This window comes from Nocardia thraciensis (assembly GCF_054782435.1).
In genome coordinates, this window is sequence record NZ_BAAGSM010000028.1 from 160545 (window position 1) to 177807 (window position 17263).

Annotated in this window: 18 protein-coding genes and 1 pseudogene; 9 read left to right on the forward strand and 10 right to left on the reverse strand. The window is 69.1% G+C overall.

The window, feature by feature from the left end; translation table 11 throughout:
• Positions 1-56: 56 nt before the first annotated feature.
• Positions 57-668 (reverse strand): DUF308 domain-containing protein, encoded by a 612-nt coding sequence (locus ACYVLQ_RS19240; RefSeq protein ID WP_460698868.1) that lies wholly within the window; start codon positions 666-668, stop codon positions 57-59.
• Between the two features lie 34 nt (positions 669-702).
• On the opposite strand from ACYVLQ_RS19240, the pseudogene ACYVLQ_RS19245 reads away from it, so the two are divergent.
• Positions 703-1080, forward strand: a pseudogene (locus ACYVLQ_RS19245) (serine hydrolase); the annotation flags it as partial.
• Here ACYVLQ_RS19245 and ACYVLQ_RS19250 read toward each other — a convergent pair.
• Positions 1031-1423: an SDR family oxidoreductase gene (locus ACYVLQ_RS19250; protein ID WP_460698869.1), complete on the reverse strand. Its 393-nt coding sequence runs from the start codon at positions 1421-1423 to the stop codon at positions 1031-1033. The pseudogene ACYVLQ_RS19245 and the gene ACYVLQ_RS19250 sit on opposite strands and share 50 nt — an antisense overlap.
• On the reverse strand, positions 1420-2217 hold the full coding sequence (locus ACYVLQ_RS19255; RefSeq protein ID WP_460698870.1) for a toxin glutamine deamidase domain-containing protein: 798 nt from the start codon (positions 2215-2217) through the stop codon (positions 1420-1422). The genes ACYVLQ_RS19250 and ACYVLQ_RS19255 overlap by 4 nt, the downstream gene beginning before the upstream one ends.
• Positions 2218-2393: 176 nt before the next feature.
• On the opposite strand from ACYVLQ_RS19255, the gene ACYVLQ_RS19260 reads away from it, so the two are divergent.
• The gene (locus ACYVLQ_RS19260) at positions 2394-3470 is read left to right on the forward strand and encodes an esterase-like activity of phytase family protein (protein WP_460698871.1); all 1077 of its coding nucleotides are present in this window, start codon (positions 2394-2396) and stop codon (positions 3468-3470) included.
• 24 nt (positions 3471-3494) lie between these two features.
• Here ACYVLQ_RS19260 and ACYVLQ_RS19265 read toward each other — a convergent pair whose 3' ends face one another.
• From ACYVLQ_RS19265 to ACYVLQ_RS19275, 3 genes are all read right to left on the reverse strand, one after another.
• Positions 3495-3713, reverse strand: coding sequence for a hypothetical protein (locus ACYVLQ_RS19265; protein WP_460698872.1), 219 nt, complete (start codon positions 3711-3713; stop codon positions 3495-3497).
• 102 nt (positions 3714-3815) lie between these two features.
• The gene (locus ACYVLQ_RS19270) at positions 3816-5249 is read right to left on the reverse strand and encodes a S8 family serine peptidase (protein ID WP_460698873.1); all 1434 of its coding nucleotides are present in this window, start codon (positions 5247-5249) and stop codon (positions 3816-3818) included.
• A 51-nt stretch (positions 5250-5300) separates the two neighbouring features.
• Positions 5301-6431, reverse strand: coding sequence for a hypothetical protein (locus ACYVLQ_RS19275; RefSeq protein WP_460698874.1), 1131 nt, complete (start codon positions 6429-6431; stop codon positions 5301-5303).
• Between the two features lie 418 nt (positions 6432-6849).
• Here ACYVLQ_RS19275 and ACYVLQ_RS19280 point away from each other — a divergent pair, with 418 nt between their 5' ends.
• The 5 genes from ACYVLQ_RS19280 (at position 6850) to ACYVLQ_RS19300 (ending at position 9603) form a co-directional block, all read left to right on the forward strand.
• Positions 6850-7434, forward strand: coding sequence for a hypothetical protein (locus ACYVLQ_RS19280; RefSeq protein ID WP_460698875.1), 585 nt, complete (start codon positions 6850-6852; stop codon positions 7432-7434).
• Positions 7435-7538: 104 nt separating this feature from the next.
• Positions 7539-8171: a hypothetical protein gene (locus ACYVLQ_RS19285; RefSeq protein WP_460698876.1), complete on the forward strand. Its 633-nt coding sequence runs from the start codon at positions 7539-7541 to the stop codon at positions 8169-8171.
• Positions 8172-8240: 69 nt separating this feature from the next.
• Complete coding sequence (locus ACYVLQ_RS19290; RefSeq protein WP_460698877.1) at positions 8241-8402, forward strand: ribbon-helix-helix domain-containing protein; 162 nt, start codon at positions 8241-8243, stop codon at positions 8400-8402.
• 1 nt (position 8403) lies between these two features.
• Complete coding sequence (locus ACYVLQ_RS19295) at positions 8404-8745, forward strand: VOC family protein (protein ID WP_460698878.1); 342 nt, start codon at positions 8404-8406, stop codon at positions 8743-8745.
• An 18-nt stretch (positions 8746-8763) separates the two neighbouring features.
• Positions 8764-9603, forward strand: a complete 840-nt coding sequence (locus ACYVLQ_RS19300; RefSeq protein ID WP_460698954.1) for a class I SAM-dependent methyltransferase — start codon at positions 8764-8766, stop codon at positions 9601-9603.
• A gap of 745 nt (positions 9604-10348) precedes the next feature.
• Here the strand turns inward: ACYVLQ_RS19300 and ACYVLQ_RS19305 are convergent.
• The gene (locus ACYVLQ_RS19305) at positions 10349-11227 is read right to left on the reverse strand and encodes a LysR family transcriptional regulator (RefSeq protein ID WP_460698879.1); all 879 of its coding nucleotides are present in this window, start codon (positions 11225-11227) and stop codon (positions 10349-10351) included.
• Positions 11228-11309: 82 nt separating this feature from the next.
• On the opposite strand from ACYVLQ_RS19305, the gene ACYVLQ_RS19310 reads away from it, so the two are divergent.
• Both ACYVLQ_RS19310 and ACYVLQ_RS19315 read left to right on the forward strand, forming a co-directional pair.
• The gene (locus tag ACYVLQ_RS19310; protein ID WP_460698880.1) at positions 11310-12236 is read left to right on the forward strand and encodes a DMT family transporter; all 927 of its coding nucleotides are present in this window, start codon (positions 11310-11312) and stop codon (positions 12234-12236) included.
• Positions 12237-12377: 141 nt separating this feature from the next.
• Positions 12378-13601: a site-specific integrase gene (locus tag ACYVLQ_RS19315; protein ID WP_460698881.1), complete on the forward strand. Its 1224-nt coding sequence runs from the start codon at positions 12378-12380 to the stop codon at positions 13599-13601.
• Between the two features lie 40 nt (positions 13602-13641).
• Here the strand turns inward: ACYVLQ_RS19315 and ACYVLQ_RS19320 are convergent, their stop codons facing one another.
• From ACYVLQ_RS19320 to ACYVLQ_RS19330, 3 genes are all read right to left on the reverse strand, one after another.
• The gene (locus ACYVLQ_RS19320; protein ID WP_460698882.1) at positions 13642-16059 is read right to left on the reverse strand and encodes an ATP-binding cassette domain-containing protein; all 2418 of its coding nucleotides are present in this window, start codon (positions 16057-16059) and stop codon (positions 13642-13644) included.
• A 185-nt stretch (positions 16060-16244) separates the two neighbouring features.
• The gene (locus ACYVLQ_RS19325) at positions 16245-16646 is read right to left on the reverse strand and encodes a nitroreductase family deazaflavin-dependent oxidoreductase (protein WP_460698955.1); all 402 of its coding nucleotides are present in this window, start codon (positions 16644-16646) and stop codon (positions 16245-16247) included.
• 196 nt (positions 16647-16842) lie between these two features.
• Positions 16843-17253 carry a VOC family protein gene (locus tag ACYVLQ_RS19330; RefSeq protein WP_460698883.1) on the reverse strand — a complete coding sequence of 137 codons (411 nt, stop codon included), beginning with the start codon at positions 17251-17253 and terminating at the stop codon, positions 16843-16845.
• Positions 17254-17263 lie beyond the last annotated feature (10 nt).

Below are 17263 nucleotides of genomic sequence, written 5' to 3' on the forward strand. Positions count from 1 at the left end.
GAGGGTCACTTCGTAGCACGGCATTTGCGGGATGAGTCTCTGGCGAATGCGGGAAGTTAGCCAACCCTGGGCTCGGAACGCAGCAATCCGCGGACTCCGACCGTCTCCCCCTGCGCTGCTGGCCGGTCCATGCGCACCGACGACTGAATCTCTATGGCGCCCAACCCGATCAGGACCACGCCCACCAACCCCGACAGCGCACCCACCGTTTCGATCGGCCAGACCACCACGACCGCCGCCGCCAGTAGCGTGAGCACGCCGTAGAACTCCTGACGGCCGCCGTGCGGCAGATCGTCGGACCACACCGCCACGATGGCCTGCACGATGCCGTGAATCGCCCAGCCGATACCCACCCACAGCGCCAGCATCGCCGCCCAGTCCCCGCTCTGCAGGCACCAGACGGCAAGCAGCAGGGCCAGCATCGCGGTGACGAATTCCAATACTCGCAGCCCGAACCCGATGCGGGCGCGGAATGCGATCGTCAGCTGCCACAGCGCCGTCAGCAGCAGGCACAGCCCGAACAGCAGGCCCGCCACCCGCACCGACTTGTCGGGCCAGAGCAGAATCACCACCCCCAGGGTCACCGACGCCCAGCCGATCGCCAGCGCCGCCAGCCACGCGTCACCGGCGAAAACGTCGGTGCGCCCCGCTACTCGGAGTGTGGGCATAGTGCAATGATATGACCCGCACCCACCATTAACCATGGATTTGCGACAGAACGGCCGAGTCGGGCCGCGCAGATCCGCGCGAGCGGAAATACCGTGCGCCAGCTTTCTGCAACATCGCGGCGGGCTGCCGGAAGTATCCGAGAATCCGGAAATCGAGGAACATCGGGCGGCGAAATCCGGCCGCACCTTCACGCCCGGCGAGGAGATTGCCATCGCGTTGCGGCTTTCGGCGAAATTCCCGCCCGTCAGCCGGTACGAGTACACCGATACCAATTTCCTCGTTGCCGCACTCCTCATCGAGCGAACGACCGGGCGCTCCTACGCCGAAGAACTGCAGGCCCGGATTCTCACACCGCTCGGGCTCACCGGCACCTACCTGCCCGCCACCGGTGCTCGAAATCCGTCGACGGCAACGGCTGCGGCAGATTCACCGCCGCATTGTTCACCAGCACGTGCACCGTGCCCAGCGCCGCCACCGCGGCCTCGACGATCGCCGCCGCCCCCGCGGCCGTCCCCACATCGCCGCCGACCAGTGTGTGCCCGTCCCCCGGCAGCCCCGCCAGCGTCCGCTCCGCCTCGGCTCGCCGCGACGAATAATGCACCGCGACCCGATCGCCGTTCTCGGCGAACGCCACAGCGATCGCCCGCCCGATCCCCCGCGACGCCCCCGTCACCAACACCCCACGACTCTGCGACACCATGCCCTCGACCCTGCCATGCCGCTCGACCGAACCGACACGCGGCGGCGCTGTCATACTTCGTGGCTGGGCATCGGGAACACCACATAGTAGTCGCCGTCCGGAACGATGTTCTGCGCTGTCAGAGTCCCGGTTTGACCGTCGAGGTAGTAGATCTCGTTGTCGATGTTGGCGACGTTGTAATGGTGTCCGAAGGCGTCGGAGTACCGGTTGCCGGACATGATGGCGTTGCGGCCCGGCCGGTTCAGCTGCTCCGCTATCGCTGCGTGGATCTCGGTGTGGCTGTCGCCGTGGAAGCGTTCCGTCGAGGGCTCGATGAATTTCTGGGCGCCACTCGGCCCGGCGACAGCGGCACGCCTGGCCAGGATGTCGCGCACCGCCCACGAGCACTCCATGCAGTTACCCGCCGATCGGGACCTGGTCGGGTTGACCAGCTGCAACAGTTCGCGCAACTCGGCACGAGTCGGCGGGCGGTCGCCCATCCGGGACAGGATAGCGATCTGCGCCTCATAGGCGCGCCGCATCGCACTCGCCTCCGATCGCGTCGGTTCCTGCACGTTGCGGATCAACCGGGACACTCCAGCCGGACGGATCTCGGCCAGCGGCACGTCAACTCCGCGGCCGGGTGCTGCTGCCGCGGATACCGCACGAGAACCCTGTGGCATATCGATGTCACCGATCGTCCGCGCCGCTGCCGCATCCGTCTCCGTGTAGCGGCCGACACCCGCGCGCCAGCCTTCCGCTTGCGTGCGGTAGCTGTGATCGATCGCCTTGCCCGCGGTCAACTGCTGGTCCGCGGAGTCGGCCGCGGTGCCGAGCAACCCCTCGAGCTTCCGGCGTAGCTCCTCCATCGCTGACCGTGACCTACTCATACCGAACCGGCGACTTCCAGGCTTTCATGCGACCACCGTCCGGCAGGCGGCTTGTCGTTTGTTTGGAGATCGCTTGTCACACCCACCGACTGCGGCGCCCATATCGGGCCGGGCTGGGCGGGCACGCCCGCGAACCGGCGGATAGGTTGTCAGCTATGGGTCGTTCGAGACAGATCTTGATCTGCGCGTCATGCGCACTTGCATGCACTGCCATTCCGGCGCAGGCGGATACGACGGCGCCGCCGGTGCGGCTGCTCGGCGAGCAGATCGTCGCGCACGATCTCGATGTCGGCGGCACCACGGTCGGCGGCCTGTCCGGCATCGACTATTCCGAGCGCACCGGCGAATACGTGATGATCAGCGACGACCGGTCCGCGAAGAATCCGGCGCGGCTCTACACCGCCCGAATCCCGGTGGACGGCAGCGGCATCGGGCCGATCGCGTTCACCGGCACCCGCCCGCTCCGCACCGCCGCGGGCACGACCTACGCGCCGATGACGGTCGACCCCGAGGAAATCCGGTTCGACCCGTGGACCGGCGACTATGTGTGGACGCAGGAGGGCGAGCGCACCGACGCGGTGCTCGCCGATCCATCGATCCGCATCGCCCGCTCGGACGGCGCCGCTACCGGTGAGCTGCCCATTCCCGACAACGAACGCATGCGCCCGGATTCGGGCCCGCGGCGCAACGCCGGATTCGAGGGCGCGACCTTCGCCGCCGGCGGCACGCTGTTCGTGCATTCCGCCGAGGGACCGCTCGTGCAGGACGGGCCCGAGCCCACCACGTCCTCCGGCGCGCTCGTCCGAATTACCGTGCAGGCCCGGTCCGGCCCGCTGCTCGCCCAGTACGCCTACCCGCTCGACCCCGTCTTCGCGGAGGGGCACGGCACCAACGGCATCGCCTCGATTCTCGCCGCCGACCCTCTCGATCCGGCGAGATACCTGGTGCTGGAACGCAGTTATGTCGAGAACGCGGGTTACCGGCTGCGCGTCTACGAGGCCGACATCACCCACGCCGCCAACATTCTCGACGCGCCGCCGCAGCCTGCCCGCGCGGCCACCAAGAGGCTACTGGTGGACCTGGCAGACGTCGGACTGTCCGCGCTGGACAATGTGGAGGGCATGACCTGGGGCCCGCGCCTGCCCTCCGGCGAGCGCACGCTGGTACTCGTCAGCGACAACAACTTCTCCGACAAGGAGGTCACCCAGCTCGTAGCGCTCGCCATCCGGTAGCTCCCGGCCGGCGCGGGCCTGTGGTCAGCGGCCGATACCGAGCGAACTCGAGAATGTGGACAGGTTGCACGGAATGTTGCCGGGGTAATTGACGCACGGCGGTGGCGCATCGATGGCGGTTGCCGACTCGACCACCTCCGGCGTCAACGCCAGGCCCTCCGCCGCGGCGGGAGCGCTCGAAACCAGTGGCGCCGCAACGAGTCCGACGGTCGAGACCCAGAATTTCACGCGAGATTTCGTCATCGAGTACCCTTCAGAGATCGAGTTGACAGTCAGCGCCTGATCTTAGATGCGGCGCACGGACCGTGACGGCCGATCACCGCGAAGTGGTGATGTCGAATCCCGCTACTCCCCGACCAGCGCGCGGATATTCGGGAGGTTGCCGATGCGCTGGGTGGCGGGACGGCCCGGGGCGTCGGTCTGGGCGGATCCGGTGTCGCGCAGACGGCTGCGGATCCGGTCGGGGGTGAGCCGGGCGCCCGCGGCCGTGGCGATGCCCTGATAGCTCGCGACCGCGCCGACCACGATCGGCGAGGCGCTCGAGGTGCCGCTGAAAACGTCTGTGTACCAGTGGTCTTCGTTGCTGCCGCCCTGCAGGTCACCGTAGCCCGTGGTGGTCACCTCGCGGCCCCAGCCCTGCGTGTCGATCCGCGATCCGAAATTGGAGAAACCCAGGCGGGACCGCGCCGGGCCGTGGTCGCGCCCGTGCGTGCCCGGCGGCGGTGCGCCCGCGCCGACCAGGATCGCGCCCGAGTCCGCGGTACCGCCGCGGAACGGGTTGCTCCATGTCTCGGGGAAGCCGGGCGGCCGGGTGTCATACAGCGCATCATCGAGGTTCTCGCCGCCGTTACCGCTCGCCTCCACGACGATCACGCCGCGCCCGACCGCGTAGCGAATGGCCGCCCAGTCGTCGGGCCACCACTCGATCGCGATGTAGCCGCGCTGATCCGGTCGACCGGCGAAGTCGAATCGCGGTCCCGCACGGTGCAATTCGAGCAGAATGATATCGCCCGCGTTCAGCGCCTCCGCCGCCTGGCGGATCGCGGCCGCGGACCCCGGGCCGAAGACCGATATCGCCCGGATACCCGACTCCGGTGTGATACCTGTGATGCCGAAGGGGTTCACGTCGCCGCTGATGACGCCCGCCACCGCGGTCCCGTGGTCGCGCCAGCCCAGATCGGGGGACGGTTGACCGCCGATCACGCCGCCCTGATTGTCGCGCAGGTCCTCGTGGGTGAACCGCCAGGCCCCCTCCACATCCACCACGCGCACCCCGGCGCCGCGCCCGCCCGGTCGCGTCCACGCCCACTGCGCGTCGACCCCGTCGGGTGCCGCGGCCAGATAGCCTTGGCGCGTGGTGAACTCGGGTGTCACCGGCGGCACCGCGACCGTGGACCGCATCGCGACGATCTCCACATCGATCGGCGGTTCGGCGGGCGGCTTGACATAGGCGGCCGCCACCGCCTCGTCGGCCCGCAGCCGCGTCGCCAGCTCGTCGAGATCCGCCGTGGCGGAACGCTCGGCCGCGCCGCGCACGCAGAAATAGTTCAGATACTGCGCGCCCGCGCCCTCGTCCGGGGCACCGGCCACCGTCTGCTGAACACGGTTGGCGGTACCGAAGATTCGGGTCAGCTCCGCCCCCTCGGGGAGCAGCGCCGCGATCCGGTCCTCGGCGGAGCGGTTGGCCACCAGGGCTATGTCGTCGATGGGCGCGTCGGCGCCGCGGGTGATCACGATCAGCTCGTGCGGTGAGCGGATGTCGCGGTGTGCGGAAGTCATGGTGACAAGTCAACCCGCTCGCCACGCACTACGCAGCCCGAACGTCGGGGGTCATGCGGGATCGAGATCCCTTGCGCTCGTGCGCTTGTTCGGTGCAGCCTTCCCTCCGGTGCGGGCGAGGAGTTCGTCGAGCTGACGTTCGGCGCGCTCGGCGCGAGTGAGTGTTTGGGCGCGCGCGTCGTCGACCGCGGCGAGTCGTTCGGCCCATTCCTGCCGCGTCTTCTCGAGGGTGGAAGCCTGTTCGGCGCGCAGCGCGGCGGACTCCTCCGCCGCGGCCCGGCGCGTGTCGGTGATTTCGGAGCGGGCCGTGGCGAGTTCGGCCCGCACCCGGTTCAACTCGTCACGGATCTCGGTGAGGGCCTGGGTGCGGTCGGCGACCGCGGATTCGGCGCGCTCGATCGCGCGCTCGGCGTCGGCGGCGCGCTGCACGGCCAGATCGCGTTCGGCGGCCGCGGCGGTGACCTGCTGGGCGGCCTCGCGTTTCGCGCGTTCGGTGTCCGTGCTGGCCTTCTGGCGCGCCAGGCCGATCTCCTCCGCGGCCTGGTCGCGGGCGCGCTCCACATCGTCGGCGGCCTCCCGCCGCACGGTGCGGATGTCGGCCTCCGCCTCGGTGCGGGCGGCGAATACGTCGTCGGCGGCCTGCTTGGTAACCCGCTCGACCTCGCGCAGCGCATCGTCGCGGTCGGCCACCGCCGCGGCGATGCGCGACTCGGCCTGCTCCGCCGCGGCCGCCGCGTCCTCGGCGGCGGATTCTGCCGCGGCCCTGGCCTCTTCGGCCTCGCGCCGGGCCTGCTCCGCGGCGACGGTCGCCATCTCCGCCTCGGCGATGCGCCGCGCCGCATCCGCCTGCACCGCCTGGACCTGCGTCTCGGCGACCGAAGGATCGGCCAGGATGGACAGTTCGGCCACCGCGGCGGTGAGGGTGCCGCCCAGTTGCTCGGCCACCGTCCGGAACTGAATCAGCAGCTCATCGGCGCGCAGCCGCGCCAAGGTCACCGGACCTTGTTGCGTCACAGTGACGTTGGCGGCCGGAGCGTCTGTCTCCTGCTGTTGCCGCTGCCGTTCCCGCCAGGCCCGCCACCGCGTGTGGTCCGGATGGTCGCAGTACTCCGACGGCCGTCCCGGTCCGCCGGTGCGCGCGCTGGGTCGGGAACATCCCGGATAGCTGCATACGTTCGACACCCGAAAAATCGTAGCGTTGGTTTCGTCAAATCAAACGGAACGACACGAAACGAAATCCACAGTAGCCCAAGAGGAACCACCCTGTGATGACCTCCGATAAGTGAACCTTATCGGAGGTTAGCCGCTCGGAACTCACCCGCTCACCTCGATTCTTTTCCGTTTGCGTTTGGTCATCGCTAACGAAACGAAACAACGACGGAACCTACGAAAACCAGGGTCCCCTGTACGCCCGTACCAATATGCGAACCACTCCGACAGCGCCACGTTTACCCACCCGATCGGTGTGTGCACTACCTGGCCGAACAGGCGCGCGAGCGCCCGGCGATCTTGTCAGCAGTGGGCACAACCGCGGCGCGGCGCCGATTTACAGTGGAGACTCCCCCAGGCGCTATCGGTATGACCCGAAGAGGAACCCGCAATGACCGAAGGACCTCAGCGCTGGCAGTACACGACAGCCGGCGAGACGCAGGTCGCCGTTCCGAAGAACCCGGTCGTCTCCTACCCCTTCGGACGAGTGTCGCCCACGCAGGCCGCGGCGGCGAAAGTCTCGGTGGAGGACCCCAGGGTCATACATGGCCGAATCTCGTCGTCGCCCGAGGCCGCCGCCACCGCGGGTGCGCCGAGCGAGCCGGCCGCGGAATCGGCCGATCTCACCACGCCGTGGTCATCCCGCCGCCGAGTGCGGGATCCGAGCCCCGAACCGGCGGCGGGACCCGACCGAGAGCGACCCCTCGAGCCCGTGCCGCAGGCTCAGGCGATCGGGCAGGTACGCAAACACCTGCTTCACGGCGCTTCCGGTAAGGCCGCGGCGGGCAGGCTGGTGGCCGAGCGGTTCAGTGTCGGCTGGATCGTGTACACCCCCGAGGACGGAAAGCCGCGCGGCAAGACCTATTACGTAGCCGATGACGGCGAGTTGGAGGAGACGGCCACCAGCGCCGACTCGCCCACTTACCTCGAATCCGTCGAACAGCGGTACTGGCAGCGCCGAGCCATGTTCGGATAGCGCGGGTGCGCAATAGCGCCAAATGGGCGGGGCGGCGTTGACATTCGGCCGAAAACTCATACTGTCCGGTACGTCGTGTAGGGCCAGGACAGAAGGCGGGGGCCATGTATCGGAACGAGTCGCGGACCGAAGACCGAACCGACGCCGGACCTCGGGAGTCGTTTCGCGACGAATTCGACAATCTGCTGCGGCCGGAGGCGCGCGGTAGCAGAAGGTGGTGGCTGGTCCCCGTCGGCGTCTTCGCGGCCCTGCTGGTCACCGTCTCGGTTCTGGTCCGAATCGGCCAGCACCGAGACTCCGCCGCCCCGCCGACCGTGCCGCCCGCTCCCCCGGCCTCCTCACAGTGCCCGGCCGAGCGCGGCGGGGATCGCGTGCAGGGCAACGGATCCGGCGGCACCGACTCCGCGGCGGCGGCGATTCTGGCGTTCCAGCACGCGTTCTACGTCGAACGCTCCGGGGAGCGGGCCCGCGCGGTGGTCGCCGCCGACGGCGACGTCTCCCCGGCGGCCGTCCTGCAGCAGGGCATCGACTCGATTCCGCCGGGCGCCACCCATTGCGTGACGATCACCCCCACGGCGATACTCGGCGAGAATCTCGTGACCGTGACCGAGTTCCGGCCCGGTCATGCCGCGCAGACCTACAACTCGCAGCTGGTGACCACTCGCCGCATCGACGATCGCTACCTCATCACCGCCATCTCGCCGCGTCCGCGAACCGATCCCGGCGCCCCGCGCTGAGCATCCACCGCCGACGGCACGGCTCGTCGCCGACTCGGATCTAGATTGCTAGCATGCTAGCATAGGAGCGTGGGCGACGAGGATGTGAAGCAGTTCAACGTCTATCTGCCGATCGGGCTGATCAAGCAGGTCAAGATCCGGGCGATCGAGTCGGGAACGTCGTTGTCGGCGCTGGTCGCCGCCGCGTTGCGCGCCTACCTCGACGACACGCACCCGCACCGAAAGGATTGATATGCAGACAGAGGGCATCGAGGCCGTTTTCCTGGAGACCCACAATTGGGGTAAGACCGCCAGATTCCTGCAGGAACTGGGATTCGAGGTCGAGTTCGAGACCGATCACAACTCGGGCCAGTTTCGTAACAGTGACGGCCCCTGGGTATTCGTGGCCGAGGTGGCGCCGACCCAGGAGCCGCGCGCGCAACTGGTGCTGAAGGTCGCCGGTACCGAGCACCGGCCCGGCGATGACGTCGAGATCGTCAGAGAGTTCGAACAGACGCACTACGGGACCCAGGAGATGACCGTCCGCGACCCCGACGGGCGGCTGTGGAGCCTGCAGGCGCCGGGCAAGGCGTGACCCCCCGTGACCAGCGAGATGAATGGGCCCGAGGACACCGCGGCCCGCGTCGCCCTGTGGCGGGCCATGCACCGGCGGATCGATTCGCCGCCATACGTTTTCGACGACGAGGTGGGCCTGCGGCTGGTGGCGCCCGCCGCGGGCTGGCAGGACCGCCCGGATATGGATCCGCGGACCACCGGGCCGATGCGGGCGGGCGTCCTCGCCCGCGCGCGGTTCATCGAGGATCTCCTGACCGAGCAGGTTGCCCACGGAGTCGACCAGTACGTTCTGCTCGGCGCCGGGTTGGACACCCTCGCGCAGCGCCGACCCGAACTCGCCGCGAGGCTGACCGTTTTCGAGGTCGATCAGCCCGGGCCGCAGGAGTGGAAGCGGCGGCGCCTGGTCGAACTCGGGTACGGCATACCCGAATGGTTGCGGCTGGTGCCCGTCGACTTCGAGGTGGATTCGTGGTGGGATCGGCTGGCGGTCGCGGGTTTCGATCCCGGACGCCCGGCCGTCGTGGCCTCGACCGGCGTCACCATGTATCTCACCCGGCAGGCGAATACCGCCACCCTGCAACAGCTTTCGTCGCTCGCGCCGGGTTCGACGCTGGCGACGACGTTCATGCTGCCGATCGACCTCGTCGGCCCCGCCGAACAGGAACTACGCCGCTTCGCCGAGCGGGGCGCCCGCACCAACGGCACCCCGTTCATCAGCTTCTTCCGGCCCGCCGAAATGGTGGCGCTCGCGAAACAGGCGGGTTTCCCGGCGGCCCGGCACATCTCGTCGGAGGAGATCACTGCCCGCTACTTCGCCGATCGCACCGACGGACTGCACCCGGCCGAATCCGAACAGATTCTGCTCGCGACCACCTGACCGTCCGGTGACACCCCACTCAGGGATCTGCCACCATTCCCGGGCTGATTGATCGCGGCCTGTATCCGTGGAATCCGCCGGGAACACGGTGAACGCGGCGTAACCACCCGCGCTGTCGGCGATCGCGCCGGTGGCACCCGCGTGCACGTAACCGCATCAGGCCCTGGCGTTCGAAACTGTCCTCGATCCGCGCCTGGACCTCCGGATCTGCCTGCTCCCACTGGGGCTCGTCGTCCATGAGGACCGATACTGCCCGGTCCGCGAGCGTCTACCGGGGTTGGCACGGTCACGGCGGAACTTCGCCACACTCGACAGTGCGAGATCCGCACTCTTGGAAGGCCATTCAGACATGATCACGATCATTGCGGCCGGAGTCGGCGTGACGGCTACGGTGATAGCGCCGATAACGTTCTCCATGAATCAGGGTCCGGGGTACCCACAGCCAGGTGTCTCGTCGCACGGCGGTTGCAGCATGCTCTGCGACTCCCCGTCGACCGCGCCCTACGGAGGCGGATCCGATTCGCCAGGGCAGTGGACGATAGACTTCACGGCGAGCGGGCAAATGACCGTCACACCGCCCGCGGCGAGTACCTACAGTCCGACCCCGTCCGGGTGTGTCCTGCTCTGTGACACCGCCTCCCGACCTTCCACCACGTCCCCCGGTCAGGGCAGCGGGCAGGCGCCGTTCGGCGTCACCACACCCTCCCGCTGAAACGACTACGGCCACAACCGGATACGTGGTGCGCTACTCCGGCCGCGCCGCGAGCGCGGCGAACAGCTCCACGGCGCGGCGAGTGGCGGGGCTGGCCGCGGAATCGCGAACGGCGACGCTGACGAAGCGAATCGGGGTGGGGCCCACGAGCGGGCGCGCCACCACGGTGGCGGGCAGGTCCACCGCGGCCAGCCGGGGCAGCGCCGTGACGCCGATACCCGTCGCGACCATGGACAGCGCCGTGCGGTAGTCCGGGGTCTGCACCTGGAACCGCGGGACGATACCGGCCTGGGCGCAGGCGTTCAGCAGAATCCGGCGGCACGGACCGTCGCTCGGCTCGTTATCGATCCAGGTGCTCTCGGCGAGGTCGACCAGCGCCACCTCGGACCGCGCCGCCAGCGGATCGTCGGAGCGCACTGCTACCAGGTACGGGTCGGTGGCGAGGCGGTGCACCCGCACCCCCGGAGGCGGACCGGCGTCCGGATCTTCGACCACGATCTCCACATCGCGCTGCCCGTCGGCGACCTCCGACATCCGCAATTCCAGTCGGAGATCGGGGAATTCGGTGCGCAGCGCATCGACGATCGGCGGTAGCCACGTGGAACTCACCGACGCGACATAGCCGATCGACAGGCTGCCCACCCGCCCCGCGCGCAGATCCCCGACCACGCCCTCCAGGCGGCTCAGCTCCTCGAACAGCCTGCCCGACTCCGATGCCAGCGCGCGCCCGGCGGCGGTGGGCTCGATGCCCCGCCCCGCCCGCTCGACCAGTCGCAGACCGGTCTGCCGCTGCAGCGCGGCCAACTGCTGGCTGGCCGCCGACGGGGTGCAGCCCAGCGCGGACGCACTGGCCCGCAGCGACCCGGTGGCGATGACCGTGCGCAGCAGATTCAGCCGGATGATGTCGAGCATGCCCGAATTGTACAGCTGGGCTGAACATTCGATGTCTTTTATTCGCTTGTGCTGTCCTATGAAGAGTGGCGACGATGTCGGGGTGACTACCGACCTTCGCACCCGCGCGGCCGCTCGCCTGTCGCCGCGCCGCAACCCGGATCTGTCCACCGCGGCCGCCGCCCTGGTCACCGTGGTGCTGTGGGCCTCCGCGTTCATCGCGATCCGCGATGCGGGATCGGCGCTGTCGCCCGCGCCGATGGCGTTGCTGCGCTTGGCCGTCGCGGCCGTCGCCCTGACCGTGCTGGTCTGGTTCCGCGGCGGCATCCGGCGCCGCGTTCCGCGATCGAAACGCGCGCTGCTGCTGGTAGCGGCCTATGCGGTGCTGTGGCTCGCCGGATATACGGTGGCGCTCAACGCCGGTGAACGGCACGTCGACGCGGGGACCGCCGCCCTGCTGGTGAACCTCGCGCCGCTGCTGGTCGCGTTCGGCGCCGCCGCGCTGCTGGACGAGCGGCTGACCGCGACGCTGGTGACCGGTGCGCTCGTCTCGCTGGGCGGCGTCGCGATCATCGCGTTCAGCTCCGGCGGGCACCGCGACGGGCTCGGCGTGCTGCTGTGCCTGGTGGCCGCCGTGCTCTACGCGGCGGGCGTGCTGGTCCAGAAGCCCGCGATGGCCTACGTGGATCCGCTCACCGCGATCTGGCTCGGGTGCGTGATCGCGACCGTGGTCCTGCTGCCCTGGACGCCGCAGTTGGTGAGCGAACTCGCCACCGCGCCCGGACGAGTCGCCTTCGATGTCATCTACCTCGGATTGTTCCCCACCGCAATAGGATTCACCACTTGGTCGTACGCGTTGGGCCGCACCGACGCGGGCCGCCTCACCGCCAGCACCTATGCCGTCCCCGCGATCTCCATCCTGCTGTCCTGGTTGCTGCTCGGCGAGATCCCGACCGCCTGGGGCCTGCTCGGCGGAACGATCTGTCTGCTCGGTGTGGCCATCTCCCGCAGAACTCGGTCCAGGGCCTGATCACACCGTGTCGGCGGTCGATCTCGATAGCAGGTCCTCGGCCAGGGCGGTGAGCCGCACACCGCCGGTCCTGCGGCCTGCCCGCGGGCCTCGCCGAGGGATGCGGCGTCCATGGATGGGCGCCCGGTACTGTGGCCAGCGATGAGCACAGCAGCCGAGTCGACCGCTGACGCCGGGCAGATCGCCGTGCCCGATGCGGTGCATACCGAGTTGCGACGCGGCGTGCGCAGCGTGCTCGTGGACGCGGCGGCGCTGCGGCTGGTGCGCGAGCGGTTCGACGACGAGCAGGCCGGGGCGCTGCGCCGGTATCTCGAGGCGTCGCAGTCGCCGAATACGGTGCGCGCGTACCGATCCGACTGGATCGCGTGGTCGGCGTGGTGTGCGGCGGAGGGGCGGCAGGCGCTGCCCGCCGATCCGCTGGATGTCGCCGTCTATCTCGCGGCGGCCGCCGATGCGCGCCGCCCGTCGGGCGAATGGGCGTTCGGCGCAGCCACTTTGGAGCGCAAGAGTGCCGCCGTCGCGGCGGTGCACGCGGCCAACGGACTGCCGTCGCCCACCCGGTCCGATGTCGTCCGCCTGACCCTGCGCGGCATCCGCCGCACCCGCCGCGCCCAGCCCGAGCGCAAGCGCCCGGTCCTGCTGCACACCCTCGAACAGCTGCTCGGCGGCCTGCCCGCGCCCGGCTGGCCGACCGAACCCGCACGCCGCCGCGACGCCCTCCTACTCCTGGCCGGATTCGCGGGTGCGTTGCGCCGCAGCGAGATCGCCGGACTGCGGATCTCGGACGTGCGGGTCGACCTCGACCACGCCAGCGGCGAACCGGTCCTGCTGATCCAGCTCCCCGCCACCAAGACCGACCCGACCGGCTTCACCGCCCAGCGGGTCGTCCTCCCCCGCGGACAGCACCCGCACACCTGTCCCGTCTGCGCCTTCGCCGACTGGATCCGCCTGCGCGAGAAGCACATCGAGGGCGGCACCGGCGGACTGCGTGCCTGGCTCGCGAACGGCGCGACCGTCGACCCCGGCATCCACCGCTGCCACGGCTTCACCGGCGCCGCCCTCGCCGACCCCGATCTGCCCCTGTTCCCGACCGTCTCCCGGCACGGCGGGATCGGCGCCGCCGCCATGTCCGGCCGTGCCGTGGCGGAGCTGGTCAAACGCTACGCCGCGCGCGCCGGCCTGGACCCGGCGCTGTTCTCCGGCCACTCGCTGCGCGCCGGTTTCGCCACCCAGGCCGCGCTCGGCGGCGCCAGCGACCGCGAGATCATGCGACAGGGCCGCTGGTCCAATCCCCGCACCGTGCACGGCTACATTCGCACCGCGAATCCGTTGGAGGACAACGCCGTAACCAAATTGGGGCTGTGAGGACGGGCCTGCACGCACCGCTGCTCGGCGATGCCGCCGCTCACGCGCCGACGTACTCCGCCAGGTGCTCGCCGGTGAGGGTGGAGCGGTCGGCGACCAGGTCGGCGGGGGTCCCCTCGAACACGATCTTGCCGCCGTCGTGGCCCGCGCCCGGGCCGAGGTCGATGATCCAGTCGGCGTGCGCCATGACCGCCTGGTGGTGCTCGATGACGATGACCGACTTGCCGGAGTCGACCAGGCGGTCCAGCAGGGCGAGCAGATTCTCCACGTCGGCCAGGTGCAGCCCGGTGGTCGGCTCGTCGAGGACGTAGACGCCGCCCTTGTCGGCCATGTGGGTGGCCAGCTTCAGCCGCTGCCGCTCACCACCGGACAGCGTCGTCAGCGGCTGGCCGAGCTTCAGGTAGCCGAGCCCGACGTCCGCGAGCCGCTCGAGGATGGCGTGCGCGGCCGGAATCCGGGCCTCGCCCGCGCCGAAGAACTCCTCGGCCTCGGCCACCGACATCGCCAGCACCTCGCTGATATCGCGGCCGCCCAGCTGGTACTCGAGCACCGACGCCTGGAATCGCTTGCCCTCGCACTCCTCGCACGTGGTCTCCATGCCCGCCATCATCCCGAGGTCGGTGTAGATGACGCCCGCGCCGTTGCAGTTCGGGCAGGCGCCCTCGGAATTGGCGCTGAACAGCGCCGGTTTCACGCCGTTGGCCTTCGCGAACGCCTTGCGGATCGGCTCCAGCAGGCTGGTGTAGGTCGCCGGATTGCTGCGCCGCGAACCGCGGATGGGCGCCTGGTCGACCGACACCACCCCCTCCGCGGCCGGAATCGAGCCGTGGATCAGCGAACTCTTCCCCGACCCGGCGACGCCGGTGACGACGCAGAGCACCCCGAGCGGGACATCGACGTCGACATTCTGCAGGTTGTGCGCCGTCGCGCCGCGAATCTCCAACGCGCCCTTCGGTTTGCGCACCGTCTCCTTCAGCTGGGCGCGGTCGTCGAGATGGCGTCCGGTGCTGGTGTCGCTGGCGCGCAAGCCGTCGACGGTGCCCTCGAAACACACGGTGCCGCCCTGGGTTCCGGCGCCGGGGCCGAGGTCCACCACGTGGTCGGCGATCGCGATCGCCTCCGGCTTGTGCTCCACGACCAGCACCGTGTTGCCCTTGTCGCGCAGTTGTAGCAGCAGGTCGTTCATCCGCTGGATATCGTGCGGATGCAGCCCGATCGTGGGCTCGTCGAACACGTAGGTGACATCGGTGAGCGCCGACCCGAGATGGCGAATCATCTTGACGCGCTGCGCCTCACCACCCGACAGCGTCCCCGACGGCCGCTCCAGCGAGAGGTAGCCGAGCCCGATGTCCACGAACGAGTCCAGGGTGGCGCCCAGCGCCGTGAGCAGCGGCGCGACCGACGGCTCGTCGAGCCCGCGCACCCATTCGGCGAGATCGCGGATCTCCATCGCGCAGGCGTCGGCGATGGAGACGCCCGCGATCTTCGACGACCGCGCCAGCTCGCTGAGCCGGGTGCCCTCGCAGTCGGGACAGGTGGTGAAGGTGACCGCGCGCTCCACGAACGCCCGGATATGCGGCTGCATCGCCTCCTTGTCCTTGGACAGGAACGACTTCTGGATCTTCGGGATCAAACCCTCGTAGGTGAGGTTGACGCCGTCGACCTTCACCTTGACCGGCTCCTTGTAGAGGAAGTCGTTCATCTCCCGCTTGGTGAACTTGCGGATCGGCTTGTTCGGGTCCACGAAGCCGGATTCGGCGTAGACCCGGACCGTCCAGAAACTGTCGGACTTCCAGCCCGGAATGGTGAACGCGCCCTCCGCCAGGGATTTGGAGTCGTCGTAGAGCTGGGACAGGTCGATATCGTTGACCGACCCCCGGCCCTCGCAGCGCGGGCACATGCCGCCGGTGATGCTGAAGCTGCGCCGCTCCTTGACCGTCCGCCCGTTCTTCTCGACGGCGACCGCGCCCGCGCCGCTGATCGAGGCGACGTTGAACGAGAAGGCCTGCGGCGAGCCGATATGCGGCGTGCCGACTCGGCTGAACAGGATGCGCAGCATCGCGTTGGCGTCGGTAGCGGTGCCGACCGTGGACCGCGGATCGGCGCCCATCCGCTGCTGATCGACGATGATGGCGGTGGTCAGGCCCTCGAGGACGTCGACCTCGGGCCGGGACAGCGTCGGCATGAAACCCTGTACGAAGGCGCTGTAGGTCTCGTTGATCAGCCGCTGCGATTCCGCGGCGATCGTGCTGAACACCAGAGAACTCTTCCCCGAGCCGGAGACTCCGGTGAACACGGTCAGCCGACGCTTCGGGATCTCGATGCTCACGTCCTGCAGGTTGTTCACGCGCGCACCGTGCACGCGGATCAGGTCGTGGCTGTCGGCGGCGGGCGTCGCCGGCGACGTTTCCCCTCTTTTCGTGACCTTCTTCGCGCCGTTCTTCGTGGCCGTGGTCATCGTGTCTCCATCTGTTCTACGCGGGACGCCGTAGCGGACTCCTTCGGCGTGGCATGTCGATTAAACCTGATCGATGCCGGTGGACGGGCTTGGGCGAGCGCTGTTGCGCGTCACCGGGTACGGCAGGACGACCATGTATCCCCTGCGCCCCACCTCGTCGTGATTCCCCTTCCGGTATGCGCGGATCACCGCGGAGCGAGCCGGACGACCGGGTATTTGCGCTCGGATTTCTCCTGATACTTCGCGATACGCGGCGCGGCGTCGGCGATACGCTGCCAGGCCTGCTCGCGCTGGTCGCCGGTCAGCTGCTGCGGGGTCACCTCGAGGGCGCCGCGGCCGGGCAACTCGATCGACGCCCTGTCCGGATGCGCCATCAAGTTGGCGTGCCAGTCCGGATTCTGGCTCCCGCCGCCCGATCCGACGATCAGCCAGGCGTTCTCACCGTCGGCGAACCAGGCCAGCGGCGTCTGCCGCGGCTCCCCGCTGCGACGCCCCACCGTGTGCAGGATCAGCACGTCCATGCCCATGAACGTGCTGCGGCCGCGCCGGATCTTGCGGTTCATGCGGGTATTCATCTTCTGCTGCATCCAGCGCGAGAATGCACCGGGTGTACCGGGCTTGCGCTTGTCTGTCGGCTGCTGTGCCACGACTACCTCCAGTTGAGTGGTGTTTCCGGCCCGTTGTATTTCCGGCAACCTCCGTTGGCGACAGGAAGGCGAGGGAGCCTGTAGTCGCGCCGGGACGTGACGCGACCAGGTGTGTGCCGGGATGTCGGGAGGTTTCTCAGCTTGCCTGCTGAAGGCGGATCATATTTCCCGCGGGGTCGCGGAAGGCACAGTCGCGCACGCCGTAGGGCTGGTCGGTCGGCTCCTGGACAACCTCGGCGTCACCGGCCTGCAGCCGATCGAAGGCGGCGTCGACATCCTTGGTAGCCAGGACGATGCTGGCGTAGGTGCCCTTGGCCATCATCTCGGTGATGGTGCGGCGTTCCTCATCGGTGAGACCGGGGGTGGCCTCCGGCGGGTAGAGCACGATGGAGGTGTCGGGCTGGCCGACCGGGCCGACGGTGATCCAGTGCATCCCGTTGTATCCGACGTCCTTGCGGACCTCGAAACCGAGGATGTCGCGGTAGAAGGCGGTGGCCGCCTCCGGGTCGTTCTGCGGCAGGAAGCTGGCTTCGATGTTGATTTCCATGCTGATCACG